This window comes from Candidatus Hydrogenedentota bacterium, from assembly GCA_013359265.1.
GTDB lineage: Bacteria > Hydrogenedentota > Hydrogenedentia > Hydrogenedentales > SLHB01 > JABWCD01.
The window spans coordinates 167,208-186,961 of record JABWCD010000016.1 but is presented as its reverse complement, the minus strand read 5'-3'; the positions used below and the strand labels follow the sequence as shown (position 1 = coordinate 186,961).

The 19,754-nt window shown below is 60.9% G+C and carries 13 protein-coding genes and 1 pseudogene; 11 read left to right on the top strand and 3 right to left on the bottom strand.

All coding sequences use genetic code 11. The annotated features are described in order from the left end of the window. Positions 1–185 precede the first annotated feature (185 nt). Positions 186–1,337, top strand: a complete 1,152-nt coding sequence (locus HUU46_15450) for a DNA repair exonuclease (protein ID NUM55041.1) — start codon at positions 186–188, stop codon at positions 1,335–1,337. 3 nt (positions 1,338–1,340) lie between these two features. Then, a complete protein-coding gene (locus HUU46_15445) occupies positions 1,341–4,505 on the top strand; it encodes an AAA family ATPase (GenBank protein ID NUM55040.1) in 3,165 nt (1,054 codons plus the stop codon). A 110-nt stretch (positions 4,506–4,615) separates the two neighbouring features. On the opposite strand, the gene HUU46_15440 is transcribed toward HUU46_15445, so the two are convergent. Continuing rightward, positions 4,616–7,033, bottom strand: coding sequence for a PAS domain S-box protein (locus tag HUU46_15440; GenBank protein NUM55039.1), 2,418 nt, complete (start codon positions 7,031–7,033; stop codon positions 4,616–4,618). A 290-nt stretch (positions 7,034–7,323) separates the two neighbouring features. On the opposite strand from HUU46_15440, the pseudogene HUU46_15435 reads away from it, so the two are divergent. From HUU46_15435 to rimK, 6 genes and pseudogenes are all read left to right on the top strand, one after another. Further along, positions 7,324–7,554, top strand: a pseudogene (locus HUU46_15435) (prepilin-type N-terminal cleavage/methylation domain-containing protein). Positions 7,555–7,560: 6 nt separating this feature from the next. Beyond that, a complete protein-coding gene (locus HUU46_15430; protein ID NUM55038.1) occupies positions 7,561–8,391 on the top strand; it encodes a hypothetical protein in 831 nt (276 codons plus the stop codon). 172 nt (positions 8,392–8,563) lie between these two features. Continuing rightward, a complete protein-coding gene (locus tag HUU46_15425; GenBank protein ID NUM55037.1) occupies positions 8,564–9,268 on the top strand; it encodes an inorganic diphosphatase in 705 nt (234 codons plus the stop codon). 378 nt (positions 9,269–9,646) lie between these two features. After that, complete coding sequence (locus tag HUU46_15420) at positions 9,647–10,726, top strand: DUF1559 domain-containing protein (protein NUM55036.1); 1,080 nt, start codon at positions 9,647–9,649, stop codon at positions 10,724–10,726. Between the two features lie 141 nt (positions 10,727–10,867). Then, entirely contained in the window at positions 10,868–11,929 is a 1,062-nt protein-coding gene (locus HUU46_15415) for a phytase (GenBank protein NUM55035.1), read from the top strand. Positions 11,930–12,006: 77 nt separating this feature from the next. Beyond that, complete coding sequence (rimK, locus tag HUU46_15410) at positions 12,007–12,903, top strand: 30S ribosomal protein S6--L-glutamate ligase (GenBank protein ID NUM55034.1); 897 nt, start codon at positions 12,007–12,009, stop codon at positions 12,901–12,903. 894 nt (positions 12,904–13,797) lie between these two features. On the opposite strand, the gene HUU46_15405 is transcribed toward rimK, so the two are convergent. Together HUU46_15405 and HUU46_15400 are read right to left on the bottom strand one after the other, a co-directional pair. After that, positions 13,798–15,255, bottom strand: coding sequence for a hypothetical protein (locus HUU46_15405; GenBank protein ID NUM55033.1), 1,458 nt, complete (start codon positions 15,253–15,255; stop codon positions 13,798–13,800). 26 nt (positions 15,256–15,281) lie between these two features. Further along, positions 15,282–17,381: a cellulase family glycosylhydrolase gene (locus HUU46_15400; protein ID NUM55032.1), complete on the bottom strand. Its 2,100-nt coding sequence runs from the start codon at positions 17,379–17,381 to the stop codon at positions 15,282–15,284. 72 nt (positions 17,382–17,453) lie between these two features. Here HUU46_15400 and HUU46_15395 point away from each other — a divergent pair, with 72 nt between their 5' ends. Genes HUU46_15395 through HUU46_15385 form a run of 3 tightly spaced genes read left to right on the top strand, consistent with a single transcriptional unit; the run spans position 17,454 to position 19,693 of the window. Then, the gene (locus tag HUU46_15395; protein ID NUM55031.1) at positions 17,454–18,188 is read left to right on the top strand and encodes a hypothetical protein; all 735 of its coding nucleotides are present in this window, start codon (positions 17,454–17,456) and stop codon (positions 18,186–18,188) included. After that, a complete protein-coding gene (locus HUU46_15390) occupies positions 18,185–18,913 on the top strand; it encodes a hypothetical protein (GenBank protein NUM55030.1) in 729 nt (242 codons plus the stop codon). The genes HUU46_15395 and HUU46_15390 overlap by 4 nt, the downstream gene beginning before the upstream one ends. A 36-nt stretch (positions 18,914–18,949) precedes the next feature. Then, positions 18,950–19,693 (top strand): hypothetical protein, encoded by a 744-nt coding sequence (locus HUU46_15385; protein ID NUM55029.1) that lies wholly within the window; start codon positions 18,950–18,952, stop codon positions 19,691–19,693. Positions 19,694–19,754: the final 61 nt, after the last annotated feature.

Below are 19,754 nucleotides of genomic sequence, written 5' to 3'. Positions count from 1 at the left end.
CCCGTCGCAACGCTCCAAGACGCCTTAACGACATACCTCAAAACCGGTCAGCTGCCGCCGTTACCCCCAAACGTCGCGGCAAACGGCTAAAGTGTTACGTATTAGAGGCTTCAAGCAGTATCGGCGCGCGTAACCGGCGAATTCGCAGTTGTAGTTGTTGTAGTTGAATCGGGAAGGTTTTCCCTTTGCTCCGTTTGGTACATACCGCAGACATCCATCTCGACAGGCCATACTCGGGCGCGCGTTTTCCCGCGGCGTTCGCCAATCGCCGCAGGCAGTCGCTGCGCGACGCGTTTCTGCGGATCGTGGCGCGCGCGGGCGAGTGGCCGGCGGACGCACTGCTTATTGCGGGCGATTTGTTCGAGCATGACCGCGTCTCGCGGGACACGATCGCGGCGGTACGGCGCGCTTTCGAGTCGATCCCGCACGTGCCGGTATTCATCGCCCCCGGGAACCACGACCCGTACCTGCCCGACTCGCCGTATGCTTCACAGCGCTGGCCGGAGAACGTGTTCGTTTTTTCAAAGCCCGTGTGGAGCGCGCACGCGCTGGATCGCATCGCGCTGACGGTACACGGGTTTGGGTTCGATGGCCCGGACATTTCGTCGAACCCGTTTGGGGCGTTGCGCATTCCCGACGACGGGCGCGTTCACGTCGCGGTCGCGCACGGCTCCGAGATGGGGTCGTTGCCCGCGGGCAAGGGCGCGTACGCGCCCTTCGACGCGGAGTCCGCGGCGCCGCGAGGGCTTCGCTATTTGGCGTTGGGCCACTTCCACAATGCAAAGCGGATTCCGGTTTCGAGCGGTGCGTGGGTACAGTACTCGGGTTCGCCGGAAGGGCACGGTTTCGGCGAGACGGGGATGCACGTCCATATTGAAATCGAGATTGACGGGGACGACGTGCGGGTGCGCGAAGTCCCGGCATCACGAACCGTATTCAGCGTGCATACGATCGATTGCACGGGTATGGAAAGCACGCAGCAGATAGTCGATGCGATTCGTCAGCTTCCCGCGGAGCACGACGCGAGCCGCGTGGTGCGGGCGGTGTTAAGCGGGGTGGCGCCGCAGGACGTGCGGTTGGACGTGCAGGCCGTGCATGACGCGGTACGCGATCGGTTCGAACACATCGAACTGGTGGACGAGCTGGCCCCGGAAGACGATTTCGATGCGCTTGCGATGGAGCAGACGAGTCTCGGCGCATTCGCACAGGAGATTGGGAACCAGATTCGCGACGCGGCGGACGAAGCTCGGCGCCGCGTCCTCGTACGGGCACGGGACGTAGGCGTTGCGGCATATCGCGGGCGCATGGCGCCGGTACGCGGCCCGGGCGGCGAGTAGGCCGTGCGCATCACGAAACTGTGGTTGGACGGGTATGGCCGGTTCAGCGAGCACGTGATTTCGTTGGAACCCGGCATGCAGGTCATTCTCGGTCCGAACGAGCAAGGCAAGTCGACGGTCCGCAACTTCGTGACAGACATGCTGTACGGCCAGCGGCGGGGCCCGCAACTGCGCACGTTCGACGAATCGAACGAACTGCGCCGGCCCTGGAACGGCGGCGAGCGCTACGCGGGGCGGCTTACGTACGCTCTCGACGACGGACGCGAGTTCGAGATACACCGCAACTTCGACAAGAAGCGTGGGACCGTCGCAGTCTACGATCGCAAACACATGCGCGATGTCACCGCGGAATTCGAGCGAATCAAGGGCCGCGAACCCAGTTTCGCGGAAGACCACCTTGGAATCAGCAAGGCCGTGTTTATCAGCGCGGCGACGATTGGGCCGATGTCGTTGGACGATTTGGGCGACGACGATGCGCTTGCGCAGATTCGGGAGAAGATTGTGTCGCTTGCCGATACATCGGACGAATCGGGCACGGCGGATTCGGCGCTCCGCATTCTCAATGAGCGCATCGGCGAGATCGGGCGGCCGGTATCGCATTCGAAGAAACCGCTGCCGCTGGCAAGGGCGCGCCTGGATCGGCTGGAGCAGGAACTTGGTAAAGGCCGCGCGGCAGCCGCGGAAATTGCGGCCTTGAACGCGCAGTGGAAGCGCGCTTCGGAACAGGTGACCACGGCGAAGCGTCGCAAGGAATCGCTCGAGGAGGAACTGAAGTCCATCGAACAGCGCGAGCGCGCCGTGAGGTTGACGGAGGCGGAGCGATTGCAGGCGCGGCTGGACGAGGTAACGAAGGTGTGCTTCGCGCACAGTTCGCTGCGCGAGTTTCCGATCGATCAATCCGCCGAGGTCCAGCGCGCGTCGAACGCGCTGGCGACGTCGAAGGCGCAGGCGGAACGGACCACCGCGGAACTGGCGGACATCGAGCGCCAACTGGCGGAGGAAACCGAGAAGCTCGAAGCGTTCGGCATTCCGCGCCTCGTCGAGATTCCCGAGTCTACGGAGCAGGAACTGTCGTCGCTTGACGCCAGGATTGTGCGGCTGCGCGAGCGCTCCGAAGAGTTGAGCGAAGAACTGGCGCGGTCGCAAGAGCGGTTTGCGCAGGCGCAGCGCGATTTGCAGTCCCTGCCGGACTACAGCCAACTCGGTGCGGACCCGATCGCGTGGTTGTCGCAATTGGGAACGTCGTTTCGCGTGGCGCGCCAATCGCGTAACTCGGCGATCGAAAAGCTGCAACGCATCCGCGAGGAAATCGCGCGCCGGCGCGACGCGCATGCGCCCACGGCGGAACTGTTCGCCACATTTACGGATTTTCCGTCCGAGTCGCGCGACATGGAAGTCGCATCGCGCGTGAACGAAGAGCGCATCACGCATTTGCAGTCCGAGATCGAGTCGTTGCGCATCGAGATCGAAGAACGCCACAACGCCGCACCGCACGCGATGTGGACGGCGGTCATTTTTGGTGGCGTCGCGCTCGCCTGCGCCGGCGCGGCGATCTGGTTCGAGATCATCTACGCGTATTTGGCGTCGGCATTCTTCGGGTCAACGATGGCCATCGCCATTGCGCGATGGTTCTGGACGAAAAAGACGATTCACAAGACGGTGCTTGGACTCGATCGGGCGCAGGAGGATTTGACGGCCGCCGAACGCGAGCGCGGCGCGGTGCAGGATCGAGTTGACGCCGCGATATCGCGCGCAAACGTCGCAACATTGCGCGAACTCGAAGGCTTATATGAGCGGCACGCGCGCGAGGAATCGGAACTCGCCTCGCTGGCGTCGGCGGAGGCGCAACTTGCGGATGAAGTCCGCGACGAGCGCGACCGGGTGTCGCACCTTTTCGCGCGGCTGCAGGAGACATTTCAATCTGTTGGTCAGCGCGTGGCGCACGAGGACGAGATCGAGGCCGCAGCGGGCCGCGCGATGTCGCATTATCAGGAGTATCGGGACGCGAAGCGGCGCCTTGGCGAAAGCCGGGACCGCCCGGCGCAACTGCGCCAGCAACTCGCGGCCATCGGGGCCGAACTCGAGGAGTGCCAGCGGACGGAAGTGGATCGCGCGCTCGAGGTGCGGCGCGCATTGCGCGAGGCGGGGTTCCGCGAGGAGGCGCGGTACACGAACGTGCTCGCGGCGCTGCAAGCGTATCACGTCCGCACGGCGCAGGTGCGCGAACGGCTGGGCCGCGTCACGTTGATGCGAGAACGGAAGACGGCGTTGACCACGCGGCTCGATGCGGAGCAGCGCGACGTAGTAAAGCAAGAGGAGGCGCTAACGGCACGGCTCGCGCCGGCCGGCGTGAGATCGGTCGAACAATGGAACGACTTCGCCAAGCGGGCGAAAGTGTACCGCGACGCATGGGACGAGCGGGCACGGCTGCAGGAACGGATTGACGCCACGTTGCGCGGGGAAACGATCGAGACGTTGCGCGCGGCGGTCGAAAAGGAAGGCGCCGGAACGGGCCCGCTCTCCCGCCGGGCGGACGACGTGAAGATCGAATTGCGGCAGTGGGCCGCGAAGTTGGAGACGCACAGTAACGAAGAGCGCGACCTGCACATTGCGCTGACGCAAAGGACGGCGGGCTTGCGGTCGCTGAACGAGATCGAGGAGGAACGCGAGGAGGTTGCGGCGCGCGTGGCGGAACTCGAGTTGGAACTCGAAGCGACGTCATACGCGTACGCGCTCATCGAGGAATCGGCGCGGGACCGGCATGCGCGCATCGCGCCGCGCATTGCGCAGGCGGCGGGGCAGTACCTGGGCCGCATCACGCGGGGCGCGTACAACGAGATCATGGTCAGCCGCGAACTGGGCATCACGGTCCGGATTCCGCAGACGGCCAAGTTGTCCGAGGACCCGAGACGCCTGTTGAGCAAGGGAACGGCAGACCAGGTTTATCTTGCGTTGCGTCTGGCGTTGGTACGGGCGATGAGCGCGAGCGGGGAGTCTGTTCCGCTGCTGTTGGACGATCCGTTTGCGAACTACGACGATTCGCGGCTCGAAAATGCGTTGCAGCTTCTTGTGGAGATCGGGCGGGACCACCAGATTCTTCTGTTCACGTGCCGGCAGGACGTCGCGCGCGCCGCGCAACGAGCGGGAGTGGCGGTGCTTGAGATTTGAGTCGTTTGCAGGAGCGGCGCGATCGAGTGAGGCTGGCGGAGGCTACGGGACATAAAGGGCCGAACGGACCCAAAGGACATAAGCGACAGGGTGGCGTCGGTTCCGCCGGGTTAGCGTGTGGCTGCGTGCGTGCCGCCTGTCAGCGCGTCGCGCAAGTGGGCGGACAGCACGTGCAATGGAAACGGTTTTTGGAGAAAGCTGGATACGCCGCTGGGAAACCGGCCCGCTACTTTTCGCACGTCGTAGCCGGAGGCGATGAGCACCGGCAGATCGGGTTTGCTTCGCCGAATCTCCTTAAACGTCGACTCGCCATCCATCGTCGGCATGGTCAGATCGAGAATTACTGCGGCGACGTCCGGGTGTTTCGAAATCTCGTTCATTGCGTCGCCGCCGTTTGAAGCGAGTAACACGTCAAACCCGAGTTTTTCCAGCATTCGTTTGGTGATCAATCGCACGTTCTGTTCGTCGTCGACGACGAGGATGGTCCCCGAGCCGCACCACAAATCTTCGACAGGCGCGGAGCTTTCCTTGGCAACGGAGTCAGCGTATGCAACGGGCAGGCTAACGGTTACGGTCGTTCCCCTGCCTTGAACGCTCTCCAAGGCGATGTTGCCGGACGACGCGCGAACGATGCCCAGCGCGTAGGTCAACCCGAGGCCGCGCGAGTCCGGCTTCGTCGTAAAGAAGGGATCGAACGCTTTAGCCCGTGCAATCGGGTCCATGCCGCAGCCGGTGTCGCGGACCACGATCTGCACATACTCGCCTGGCGGCAGCCCTTCCGACATGTAGGCATCCGCGGCAAGTGGCTCGCTCGCGCGCCATGAGCGCGTGGTTACTTCGATGTCGCCCACGTCATCGCCCAACGCGTCAACCGCGTTCTGAAACAGCGCAAGCAGCACTTTTCGAATTTGCGAAGCGTCGGCCCGAACATTCATCAAGGAATCGGCGAGGTTGTACCGGATGCGAATGCGGTGAGAAACACCCTCCGACCCTTGCATGAATCGGACCATGTCCTTCACGGCCGAGTTCACGTCGACGCCCTCGAATTTCTGTTCGGCGTCGCCCGTGTATGCCATCATCATCGTGCACAAGTCCGCGGCGCGTTCGGCCTCGTGCGCGATGTCCTCGATATATGGGCGGGCGCTGTCGTCCGCGGACAGTTCGTGCCGGGCGAGTTCGGCGGCCCCGAGAATGCTCGTAAGGATATTGTTGCAGTCGTGCGCGACGCCCTCGGCCATGACGGCCAATTCTCCGATCGATCGGTTCTGAAGCAGTTCAGACTTGAGCCGCCGCTGGATTTCCTCGGTCCGGGCTTCGCTGGTAATGTCGCGCAGCAACCAAACCAAAGCCGACTCGGACCTGTAGCCGCTGCATTCGATGACGCGCGATTCGCCGTCTTTCCGGCGGATCGTTCCCACGCAGACTTGGCTGAACCCGCCGTCGCGAATCCGCTCGTATTTGGTGCGTGCTTCGATGCTGGCTTCGCCGTAAAGCGCCCAGAACCACTGGTCTACGGTCGCCAATTCGGAGCGCGCGTATCCGGTAAGTTGCTCCGCCGCGCGGTTCATGTAGATTGTGTTTTGGTCGACGAAGACGGCCCCGCTCGGCAGGCCTTCGACCATCAGGCGGAACCGCTTTTCACTGTCGCGCAACAATTCTTCGTCGGCACGCCGCTTGGTGATGTCCGTTATCAGGAAGACGACTCCGGAAATCTCGTCGTCCATGGTGAACAGCGGCGCGCCGTTAACTTCCAGCAACCGTGGGGCACCATCCTGGCCGACAACCCTCATCTGCATGTTGTGCACGGGTGCGCGGGCGTTCATGACGCGGCGGAAGGGCATCTCGCTGTCAGGCAGCGGGCTTCCGTCCAGGCCGGCAGGCTGCCATTCGGGGGAATCGTAGCGCCGCTGCATGGCTTCTTGCGCCGAAACGCCCAGGACGGCCTGGGCCATTCCGTTGGCGAACACGATTCGGCCTTCGGTGTTCACGACGCAGATTGCGCCCACGCTGGTGTTCATGACAGCGTCAAGCATGGCGTGCTCGGCGCGGAGTTCCAGATCGATTCGCTCGAGTTCGCGGTGGTCCGCTTCGAGACGATCAACCGTCTCGCGCAGTTCGGCCGTACGCTGCTCGGCGAGGGCTTCGAGTTCCTGGCGCTGGCGTTCGTTTCTGCGGCGTTCGCGCTCGATCTGCCTGAGCGAACCGCGGACCGCCACGCCCAGCACGACAGCGAGCGCTATCGCGTTCACCGCGAATGGGGCAGCCATGGACGCGACGGTGGATAACGGATCGGCCGGCGTGGCGCCAAAGGCGCCTGTGCTGACCACGAGCCGCGCAATGTCGTAAATGCTGGAAGCGACGGCGCAGGTCGACCCGATGACAAGCACGGAATACAGGCGGGATATGAACGGGCTTGTTCCGCGCGAGGCGCGCATTCGCGCGAGACTCACGGCGGAGGTATAGGCCCAAAGGCCCACGACCACGGCGTATGCCGCTACTGCAACGATCACCATCGGGTGAACGACCATACGACGCGTGCTCCCCGAAATTCGCGTACGTCCGCCCTACGTACTCGCGGGGCACGGTGCGTTTCGCCGTGAATGTCCCCGCGACATACGTAATTATACAAGAGATTATGCGGGAATCAACATATTTTGCACTACACCGCAATTCGCGTAAATCAATTACGCTTGCAGGACTTTAACGATTATCTAATGGTCGTCTAGCAATACGCCGTTATGGTGTGTTGGCGCGAGCAGTTCTCACGTTCGTGCGCTTCCAAGGCAAAAAGCAGTACCAAACAACAGGGGAGGAGACTATGCGTAGACGAAGGGGTTTTACACTTATTGAGCTGCTGGTGGTGATTGCGATCATCGCCATATTGGCGGCGATTTTATTGCCAGCGCTGGCGCGCGCACGCGAGGCGGCGCGTCGTGCGTCATGTCAGAACAATCTCAAGCAGATGGGCACCGTATTTAAGATGTTCGCCGGAGAAAGCAAAGGTGGAGTCTTCCCGGACCAGCAGCTCACGCTACCGGGATTCAGCAACGACATTATGGGGTTTGAGATTTCACAGGTATATCCCGAGTATCTCACAGATCCCGACGTGCTGATTTGTCCGTCGGATTCCCAGGCCGACTCAAGCGATTACTCGGCTGGCGCACTGCCGCACAAGGAAGGTATCGAAACGATCAAGTCGCTCATGGCGGCGGGCCAAGCCAACACGGAATGCTTGCTTGCGCACCTGAGTTATCCGCGGTCGTATGTTTATTTTGGTTATGCGGTAAATCATGGATCGTCGGCGCGGCTCGCGTGGAAGAGCGTGGAGAAGATTCGCAAGGACATCCGCACCAGCGGTGTCGGCTACACGGCGTTGAACATGGGACCCGGTTGCCCCTATAACACAGTAACCTACCCTGATAAGCCGACGTTCCCAGGTGTCTACCGTCTGGCAAATTCGCACGGCAGCGAAGTAAACCTGTTGGCGACGATTAGCAGTCCGGACGAGCGGGCGGTGGGCTACAATGGGGCAACGCCAATCCTGGGGCCCGATAAAGCCTTTCAGTTGTTGGAAGGGATTGAGCGCTTCTTTGTAACGGACATCAATAACCCGGGCGCTTCGGCACAGGCCCAATCGAATCTACCGATCCTCGTGGACGTGTACGGTGTCTACAAGAAGACGGACCCCGATACGGACGACGTGGCCCAAGCCGCTGTGACCGTATTCAACCACGTCCCCGGCGGATCGAACGTGTTGTTTATGGATGGCCACGTGCAGTTTATGCAGTATCGCGCGCAGCAGTTCCCAGTGTGCACGTACCCGGACCCGTATATCACGAAGGTCAAGGGTTGGTCGTCGCACATCGCTGAGGGGACGGCGGGCTAGGCCGGCGCCCCATATCACCAGACGGAAAATCTAAGTGTTGTTCCGATCGGAGGCCTCGGCGGAATCGCCGCCCAGGCCTCCGGTCTTTCAGGCGAGAGAGACGCACGGGCAGGTTCGAGCAATTGACTGCGAGTTCGGACAACGCCTGAATAATCCGGAAAGGGTAACGTGTATGCGCTTCATCGCTGCAACGCTGATCGCGATTTCGGTAATTTGCGGGACGTACTCGCTTATCCACATGGTGGCTGCCGCCGAGTTCGAACACCCGCTTCCGCCGATCCAGCAAGCGTGCGAAGTATTCTCGAAAGGACTGGGGTCACTGGACTTCATGACGTACGCGGGTCCCAAGCACTTGATCGACGGGTATCCGGCGCGAAATGAGGATGGCACTGTCAATGTGGTGGTTGAAATACCGGCCGGCACCGGCTCGAAGTGGGAAGTGAAGGCCGACGGTAACTTGCACTGGGACATCAAGGCGGGTAAACCGCGGATCGTGCAATATCTGCCCTATCCATGCAATTACGGGATGATTCCGGGGACGAGCGCCGCCGATGGCGATCCGATAGACGCAGTCATACTGGGTCCCGCGGTGCCGCGGGGAAGCATCGTACCGACCCGCATTATCGGCCTACTAAAGTTGACGGACAAAGGCGAGCAGGATGACAAGATTGTGACAGTGATGGACGATACGCCGCTTGCACACATTACGACGATCTCTCAATTGCAGGCCGAGTTTCCCGGCATATGCGAGATTCTTGAGGAGTGGTTCGTGAACTACAAGGGGCCCGGCGCAATGCCGTTTGGGGGAATGGGGGACGCCGGAGAAGCCGATGCGGCGCTTCGCGCGGTACTGAAGGAGGCAGCCGCCGCACCGTAAGCCGAACCGCAGGTTCTTAACGACGGCTCGACACTGACTCAGATTCCGGCGATAACTGTAAATTTTGGGTGCCGTTCAACCCGACCCACAATGACCCGCCGAGTTGATTTCTTACCGGGCTGGGTTGACCGTTGCGGATAATCGCAAGGAGATTTCGGTCGCCTAGAATCTGATCTCAGGTGCGAAGCACACGAGCCTTAGCGGACACTTATCCACCGTGTTTGCCGCCCCAGCCCGCTTTGCCTAACCAAAATCTTGCGATTCCTTGACTCCTGCCCAATAAACTTACCGTAGACTTTCTGCATTAGTGCTGCCGTACGGCTGTGGGTGTTCGTCCGCGTTGAATTTATACCAAAACAACTGGAGAAGGAGGGTTCCATGCGCAAACGAAGAGGGTTTACGTTGATTGAACTACTGGTGGTGATCGCGATCATCGCCATTTTGGCGGCGATTTTGTTGCCAGCGCTGGCTCGCGCCCGCGAGGCGGCGCGCCGGGCTTCGTGCCAGAACAATCTCAAGCAGATGGGAATTGTATTCAAGATGTTCGCCAACGAGGCCAAGGGCGAGAAGTGGCCACGGCTCGGGCTTCAGGAGAACCTCGAGGCCAAGGAGTACCGTGACGATCCGAGCGGGACGGTGCCGTGGCAGGATTGGGACCTGGATGCACAGAACATTCCGTCCGGGGTGCAGTTGTATCCCGAGTATCTGACGGACGCGAACATTCTGTTCTGCCCGTCGGACAGCGAAAACGCGCAGGACTACCTCGATTGCTCGGGCACGCCGCCGCGCGGCGCGTGGTGCGAAGGCACGGAAGGCAACCTTCCGGCGAGCCACCCGCTATGGGGGACGCTCGCGCCTGGCGCGTTCGAGGACGCGAGCTACGTGTATCGCGCATGGATGACCGAGAACGTGGACGTCTATGGGACGATGATGACGATTACGATGGGTCTGCCGGAATACGGCATGATGAATCTCGAGGGAGGAATTGGCGACTGGGTCGACGATTTCGGCGGCGACCTGGATTCCTTCTACAAGACGCTCGAAGATGACATCACGGTAAGCGATTGGAACCCGGCGCAAATTGCGGCGCATGTTTCGGACTTCACGGGAATCACGATTACCGTCATGGGCAACGGAGGGGGTGACACGATTCACCGTCTCCGCGAAGGCATCGAGCGCTTCCTCATCACGGATATCAACAATCCGGCGGGTTCGGCGCACGCGCAAAGCGACGTTCCCGTGATGTGGGACAATATCGGGTCGGGCGCGCTGGTCCCGCCGCCGCTCGGCTACGAAAAAGAAGAGGGCGCAACGCAGTTCAATCACATCCCGGGCGGCTGCAACATCCTGTTTATGGATGGACACGTCGAGTTCGCGAAGTATCCGAACGAAGACAAGATCGCCACCAGCGTGTTGAGCGCAGCTATCGGCTACAACTACGCTTCGTGGGACAAGTAGACGCTCGAAACTTTTGGAAAGAAAAGCGCAAGCGCACCGCGGTCCGTGCACGGGCCGCGGTGCGCTTTCAGCGAGAATTGGACTCCCCGCGTTCGACCTGGCCCGATGGCCGCAAATCAGCACCAAAGGACTAAGCACACCATGCGCAATATTTGTCTGAATCTAGCTTGTCTCCTGGGCGTCGTTATGGGCCATGCACAAGCCGTCTCCGTGCCGGCGACGCTCGAGACCGATCCCGTTCCGAGTGCGGACGACGCGGCGGACGATGCGTGTTTCTGGGTGCATCCGACAAACCCGGAAATGAGCACGGTCATCGGCACCGACAAGGAGGGCGGGCTGGTTGTATATGGTCTCGACGGCAAGCAGATTCAATATGCGCCCGACGGCAAAATGAATAATGTGGATATCCGGTATGGGTTCGCGGTGGGCGGTGCGCCGGCAGACGTTGTGGTCGCGAGCAACCGCTCGGACGACAGCCTCGCGGTCTACACGGTGGATGCGCCGGCGCGCACGTTGCGCTCGGCCGGTTCGATTGATACGGGTATGGAGGAGGTGTACGGACTGTGCATGTACCGCAGCGCGAAGTCCGGGTCCTATTACGTATTCGTAAACTCGAAGGCGGGTGCGGTGCAGCAGTGGAAGTTGAACGCGACCGCGGACGGCCGCATCACCGGGGAACTGGCGCGATCGTTTTCTGTAGGCAGTCAGACGGAGGGTTGCGTGGCCGACGACGACACAGGGGTATTCTATATCGGCGAAGAAGACGTAGCGATTTGGCGGTACGGCGCAGAACCTGACGCGGGAACGGACCGCATACAGGTGGACTCCGTGAAACCGGACGGCCACCTAACCGCGGACATCGAAGGCCTTACGATTTATTACGCGCCCGGCACGACGGGCTACCTCATCGCGTCGAGCCAGGGAGACAGCACCTTTGCGGTGTACGAGCGCGAAGGCGGCAACAAGTACCTTGGTTCGTTCCAGGTTGTCGCATCGGATGGAATCGACGCCGTTACGGGATCGGACGGGATCGATGTATTGAGCACAGCGCTGGGACCGCGCTTCGCCCAGGGCGTGTTCGTCACGCAGGACGACGCGAATGACGGGGCGAACCAGAACTTCAAGCTGGTGGCGTGGGAGTCCATCGCAAAGGCGATGAAACCCGCCTTGACCATTGAACCGTCTCGCAGTCCCCGACGGTAGGCGGTTACACTTCGCGTCGGCGTTTTGTGTAGAGTCAGCGTGTCGCACAATTCCATAGGACCCGTGGCGGGGCGCGCATGAAAATCGTCATCCTATCGCGAGACGCGAAACTATATTCGACGCGCCGGCTGGCCGTGGCCGCGCAGCGGCGCGGTCACGCGGTGCGCGTAATCGATCCGTTGCGCTGCTATATGAACATTGCCGCGGACCAGCCGACGATACATTACCGCGGCCGGGAACTCGATGTCGTGGACGCGATTGTGCCGCGCATCGCCCCGGCGCACACGTTTTACGGTACGGCGGTGGTGCGTCAGTTCGAGATTATGGGCGTGCACAGCCTGAACGGCGCCGCGGCCATCACGGTCTCGCGCGACAAGTTGCACAGCCTGCAATTGCTCGCGCGGCACGGCGTCGAGATGCCGGTGACGGGGTTCGCGCATTCGCCGGACGATACGGAGGACCTGGTCGATCTCGTCGGCGGCGCGCCGCTGGTGATTAAACTCGTTCAGGGTACGCAGGGCAACGGCGTTGTGTTGGCGGAGACGCCTAACGCGGCCGAGAGCGTGATCGCCGCTTTTCGCGGGCTGGACGCGCAGTTTCTCGTGCAAGAGTTCGTTGAGGAGTCGCGCGGTGTCGATATCCGGTGCATCGTACTGAACGGCGAGGTGGTTGCCGCGATGCTGCGCAGGGCGGGCGATGGCGAGTTTCGCGCGAACCTGCATCGCGGAGGCAAGGCGGAACCGATCGCGATCACGGATCAGGAACGCGAAATCGCGTGCCGCGCCGCGAGCATTCTCGGTTTGGATTTCGCGGGGGTCGACATCCTGCGCGCAAACCGTGGGCCGGTGGTGCTCGAGGTCAATTCATCCCCGGGCCTCGAAGGTATCGAGACGGTTACCGGATTGGATATCGCGGGGATGGTCGTGGGCCACCTTGAACGCGTGGTGCTTGGGACGGAAGCGGCGCGAAATTAGAGCGATGCAGGAATTCATGTAGCTGCAGTCGCGGGTATTTCTCGGTCTCGATGGTAAACACTCGATCACGATTACGAGTCGTCATGAACGGAGTTCCCCCTGAAAATATCAAAACTTGTGCCGTGCGCTTTCAGCGCGGGGTGAGGGTGGCGTGGACATGTTCCAGGGGCGATGCCCCTGGCTAGGGTTGCGTTGCGCCTTTGGCGCGCGGGTCGAATGGCGCATTTTCGGAGTAGCACGCGCACGAGGACGGCAAATGGCGCGGATTTCAAATTCACGACAGCAGCGGTTCGTGCCTCTTAAAGTTTAGCCCGCATTTCTCACCGCCCCACGACGCCACGGTGGATGTAAAATCCCTCCGTGCGGTGAGAAATGCTCACGAATAGGCCTTTGAGCGTATGGCGAGAGGATTTTTCACGCGAATAGCCCGTATAGACGGAAAACTATGGAACTTCATGTAACGCAACGGATGACACACGTCTTCGCTGTTCGCGTGAAAAATCCGGTTTAGGTATGCCTCAAGAAACAGGGCGCTGACGCGTAGACAAATACCGCCCGGCGCGGAGGCCGGGCGCTACAAACATCAACAAAATCGATTGAAAAGTCGAATGCCCATAGAACTTGTGCAGAAGTTCGAATGCGCGATTAGGATTACGATTACGAGCACGAGCACGAGCACGAGAAGACTAGAGCACGCATTTAACCACAGAGTAGATCGATTCCGGCAGCCACATGATTGTTGAAATTGCCTTAGCAGCCCGTGGCAATAGTCCCGCTCTCCGCGGCGGGCGTGGATTTGGCCCAAAATTGACTCTTCCGCAAGACGCCCGGCGCGGAGGCCGGGCGCTACGACTTAATGCGAACACCGCCCTGACGAGCAGGCAATCGGTCTGTTCACTTGCTTGGCCGCAGCACCTGCACTCCGTACGAGGGAATGCTTAGCGTGATTGTGCCGTTGTCCGCCGCCACGGACGCGCCGGTGATGGTGTCGGTGTAGGTTGCGCCGCGAGCCGGGTTCAGACCGGCGATCGTGTAGCGCAACGGGTCGTGCCATTCGTTGACAACGATCAGCCACGTGCCGTCGTTCGTTTCCTTCGGCAAGACCCGAATGCCCTGATCGAGCGAGCCCCACGTTTCATCGAGCGATATCTGCAATTCCACATCAGCGTCCGGCGCCGAGAGTACGGGTTGAAGATCGGCGAGTTCGCGGACCACTTTCAGCAGTTCGCCCCAAAACGGTTTCGAGCGGTCCGTGTACGCGGAACCCCAGTAAAGAATGGCGCGCGCGCCGTTGACAATCGCGTCGTAGGCCATGAAGCGCGTTTCGTGGTACGTCGGATGACGTTGCTGATCGAGATCGGGATCGTTTTTCTTTTCCGCGAGTTCGGCCCAGCTAAACGCCTGCAAGACCATCCAGACCGGCTTTCCGGGCGCGGCGTCCTGCATCAGGCGCGTGAACGCGCCAACGCTCGTGAGACCGCGGTCGGCGAGATCGGAGTGGCCGCCGATGTGCGGCGGGACGGGATAGATGTCGCACCCGACGGCGTCGGCCGCTTTGTTGAACGCGGCGCGTTGCGCGACAGAGTTGCGCGGCGCGTGGTTCATCCAGACCGGGTGCGTAGGGCAGATGGATTTCAGATGGGTGTACCCATCGAGCATGCCCGCGGCCATTGTTGCCGCGCGTTCCGGCGCGTTGGATGTGTTGAGTTCGGGATTGGGCGGTTCCTTGCCGAGTTCGCGCCAGATGGCATCGGCGATATCCTCGGCCTGTTTGTACTCTGCCATGGCGCGATGCTTGCGTACGTCCACGCGCATCGCGCGCAGCTTCTCCGCTTTTGCTTTGTCCTCGAGCGCGGCAATGAGTTCCTCTTGCTGCTTAGGCTCGTCGCGGTTTCGCCAGAGTTCGGCGCCGTACCATACGTTCCACAGCGCTTCATCCGGCACTTCCCATACAAGCAACGACGGATGCGCGGCGAAATCGTCCGCAAGCTTTTTCAACGATGCCTTTCGCGTATCGGTGTCAGCGCTCAAGTCGATCGACGAACCGACATTGATCCAGGCGTATACGCCGCGATTGTGAAGCCGATCGAGCTGTTCGGTGTCCGGCGTCGATTGAATGAGATTGATGCCGGCCTTGGTGGCTTCGTCGAGGATCGCGTCGTCTTTCGGGTTTTCGTAAAGGCCCAGCACGAACGTGCGATCGCCGTTCACTATCAACATGCCGTCTGCCGCGATCGATACGTCATTCGCGGCGAAACACGGAAAAATGGCCAGTAGCGCGATTGCCGCCAACTGCGTGAGTGGCGCTCTGGATTCGGAATGCCTTGTCCGTAGAAACTCCATTGGTCCCATGACTTTCGTCCCCCCCGTGCGTCTCATTACCCGGCACCCGGCCCACCTGCCCAGCGCTCGTACTCTGCTCTTATATCCTCGCGCGACGTGAACGGAATGTACAGCACGCGCGCTTTGTATCCGTAGGTCTTGCCCACTTCGGGGTTGCGGATGACGAACTGCCAGTCCCACGCGGGGGAATGCGTATCCTGTTTGCCCGATGCGTTCTTGATGAAATTCCAGAGCGCGAAGCGCATGGTCTCGCGTTGGTCGAACATCATGACGTAGGCCATGGTGTCATCCGACGTTGTCATGTCGCCATCGCCGTCAACGAGGCCGTAGTAGAACGGAAGGATAAATTTCTTCGTTGGGTTCTCGAGCACGTTCAACGTCTTTGCGCCTTCTTCGTAAGGGAGATCGGGAACGCCTTTGCAGGCGATGGTGCCCGTCTCGAACCCTTCGGGAGTCGCGGAGGTGTCATCCCCAAACGACAGCCAACCTTTGGTGTCGCCGTTCAAACCGTAGAAGTAAATACGCCGGTCGCGCGTATGATTCATGTAACTCGCCCACATGAAGGCGCAATATCCCAGCGGGAATTGATCGCGTGTGGGCGTCGCGCGGAATTCCATGTCCACGGCGCCACCGTTCAACGTGTACCGCATTTCGCTCTCGACGCCCCAGGCCGACGCGTCCGCGGGATGCTTCATCACCGCGGTGGCGGCGTCGATCCGAACGACGGAATGCTCGTCGTTGTTCGGCGTGAACATCGAAATCGCGGCGTCCTTCGCCGTGCCGTTGAAGATATGCTCGAAGTAGAGGCCGGTACCGTCGTCGCGATAGAGGTTTTCGCCGCGAAATCTCGTGTGCTGCAAGGGATTGAATCCATTGCCCGAGCGGCCCTTGTTGTAGACGAAATCCAGGAGGGATCCAAGCCAATTGCCGCCGGCGATATCGACGCGGCGCGACCCGTCCACGTTCGCAGCGATGCGGTGATTGGCCAATTCAATCGCCTTGAGCAAGTACTTTCGACCGTTGGTCGAGGTCACGTTCGCGAAGGACTCCTGGTCCGGCAGGTCGTACACCCACAACGCTGCCAGCGGCACGTTGTTGCGGTCGATCGCGGTGATCATTTCGAAGTTGTCGCGCCGGGCGGCGTCCCGTGGCGGGCCTTCCTGATCGTCGCGCGCGCCCCATTCGCCGATGAACAGCGGCTTGCCGGAGTTGCGCGAGGCGTCCATGGCGAGGGCGAGAAGTTCGTCAAACGAGGTTGACCGCTGGTCGAACCGCTTTTCGTGGTCTGGCGGATAAATGTGGACGGAGAGTACATTGCACGGATCGGGGTTGAAGTCAATCAACTGGCTGGTGAACTGCTCGCGGGTATCCGGTATCCATTTCGACTCGGCGCGTTGGTTGTACGACGACGCGCGCGGCAAACTGTTTCCCGTCGTGATGGGCCGGTGCGGATCGATTTCGCGCACGGCCTTGGCGAATTCGCGAAAGGCGGTCGTCGCCATGTCGAAGCGCAGGTCATCGGCTTCGCTGCGCGCCAGCGGCGTGCCGCGTTTCAAATTCACGCCGGGCCGGTGGTCCGCGGCGTTCGGCAGGTCGACGGCGAGGTCGTATTCGTTGCCGAATTCCCACATCCAAATTGCGGGCGACGCGACATAGCGCGACACGACATCGCGCGTGTACTCGCGCATGAACGCAATGGTCTTGCTTTCGGGATTGCCCCACTGGTTGCGCGGTTCGCCCACGAGATCGGGGAGGCATGCGTTGTACCAGAACAGACTCGGCACGAGCCCGACGTTATTCTCCTCGGCGCATTTCACAACCGCATCGAGCCGCGCGAAGTATTCCTCTTTGTTATCCACATAGAGCTTCATGTCGTCAGGGAAGAAGCCGCATGCGGCGAAGCGGGCGAACGGAATCCTGAGCGAGCCGAGTTCGCCGAAGCCGTCACGGAAGCTCGTGTTGGCGGGGTCGCGCAGATGGCGCATGAATGCGTTGTAGTAATTCACGCCGAACGCACGGTACGGCTTGCCGTCTCGCAGGATGGCGCCGCCGTCTCCGACTGTAATCGGCACATCGGCAAGCGCCGCCCCGATCAGGGCCGCGGCGGCGAGCAAACTTGTGGCGAGTCGAGGCATATCTTTCCCAATTCCCCCGGCGTGTGCTAGGATGGCTGCGTCCTCGGATATACAAGATATGGAGCTATGGCCATGAGGCGCAACATTCTATTGTTGTTGGCACTCGTATTTCTCATTCCCATCGCGCGCGGGCAAGGTTTGGTAGGCGACTTGCTCGCGGGAAAGCTCGTAAACCCCAAGGCCGGGCAATGGGCCTGGTACAACTTAACCGACGCCCGCGGCGGAAAAAAGTATGTCATTCGACAGGCCATTGTCGGCGAGGAGAAGATCAATCGCAAGCAGGGCTATTGGGTCGAGTTCGAGGTCATACCCGAAGTTGGGTTCAAGATGGTCTACAAGATGCTTCTGACGGGCCCGGCGAACGATCCGAAGAATATCCACCGCGTGATCGAGAAATCGGGCGTGGATCCCGCGCGCGAGATCGCGATCGACGGCACGACGCCCGCGAACACGACGCCGGAGTCGAAGCGGCGTTCGTTGGGTCTTGATGAAGTGTCCACGATGAACGGGGTGATCCGCGCGGAACACTACGAGGTGACGCAGGGCGACCAGGTCATTGGCGTATGGATCAACGAGAAGATCAATCCAACGGGAATCGTTCGGATGCGATCGCTCGATGGCGAGATGGTGTTGCGCAACCACGGTACCGGCGGCGAGAACGCGAAGAGCATTATCACCGAAACGCCATTGCCGCCGGACGAACCGGCACCGTCGGCCGGCCCGAAACCCGAGATAAAGGCGGAAACGAAGCCAAACGAGGCCGCCGCCGAAGAGAAGGCAGAAGAACAACAGGGGGCGACACCATGACGTTACGCACGTGCGCCGCGATAGCGGTTTTGTTCGCCGCGGTTTGCGGCTGCCAGACCCCCGCGAAGCCCACGCCGCCTCCCACGACCGCGCAACAGACACTGTTTGTCCCCGCGTGGAATGTGTCCACGGTGCAGACGGCGGAAGGGCGTTACCCGGATCTGTTCAGCGGCGGGTGCCGCGCGATCTGGATCGACAGCGCCATCGCCGGAATGAAGCGCGAGATCGGTCCGGCTATGCCGATGCCGGAGCCGGGGATCGACGACGATGCGAAGAAGGTGACGGACGCGTACATCGTCATTGAGTGTCAACTGGAAACGCAGTTCGCGGACATGAGCGTCGCGTACGACGCGATTCGGTTACGGGGCATCGACGTTTACCTCGAAACGCCGGCGGGCGGGAGAATTCGCCCCATGCAGATGCGGCCTTATGGTACGGTGAAGGAAGAACCGGTGCAGGCCTTGAAACGATTCACGCGGACGACCGTGATGATTTTCCCGAGGCAAGACCTTGGCGCGGCGTTGCCGGTTGTCGGCGCGGATGTTCCCGCGGTAAAGCTTGTGTTGGACGGGCACGACAGCAAGTACTTCTTCGAGTGGCCGGGCATTCCGCTCGGCCAAACCGGCCCGCGCATGCCCACGCCGGAAGAGGCGAAGTACATCGCGAAACTGGGTTATTACGAGTTGTTTACGGACATCCGGCGGCTGGCGCATATCTTCGATTAGTTGGCTGTCCTCAGTGGTTGGCGTAAGACATCGAGTATGAAAACCGTATTCCGATTTCTTGTGACGTCCGTCGGGCTTGTGCTCATCGTCATGGCGCTGGGCGCGATCTTGTTCAGCACGCAGGCGGGTGCGTTCGCGGACGCGGCGTTCGAGCGCATGCTCGGGTACATCTACCAGACCAACGTGACTATCGAGCACGTCGTGTTTCTGCCGCGCGATCGGGCGCTGATGGTGCAAGGACTCACAATTCACAATCCGCCGCCATTTAAGGAAGGGCCGGCCATTGCGTTGGGCGAGGTGCTGGTGCGCGTCGATCCCACGACGCTGTTGTCTGCCCAGCCGACGGTGCGGGAAGTAGTGATGAAAGACGCCGCGTTCTACGTCCGATACGAGGCCGGTCGCGGCACAAACCTCGGCAAATTGGACGAAAACGCGAACCGGTTCAATACGACGAGCGCATCGACCTCCGAACCGCTACTCGCGAAGCGCGAGTACGTGATTAGATCGTTTCGCAGCGAAGCCGCGAAACTCGATTTATCGGCAAATTTCATTCCGGGATCGAGCCTCCATCTCGATGTTGCGCCATTTACGCTCGAAGACCTCAGCAGCTCGACACCGGTTTCCACCACGCAGATCGGCAGTCTTTTCATTCGCAGCCTTCTCCGCGAGGCGATCACCGCGCGCGGACTGATGAAGCCGGTGGCTGACCGGTTGAACGAGGAATTGGAACGGCTGCGGGAACGCAGTGAACCGCCGGCGGCGCAACCCGAAAGGGTTTAGCCCTTGAGCGCATGGCGAGAGGGTCCCGGTCAACGCGTGCCGAATCCCGTCCGTTATTCTC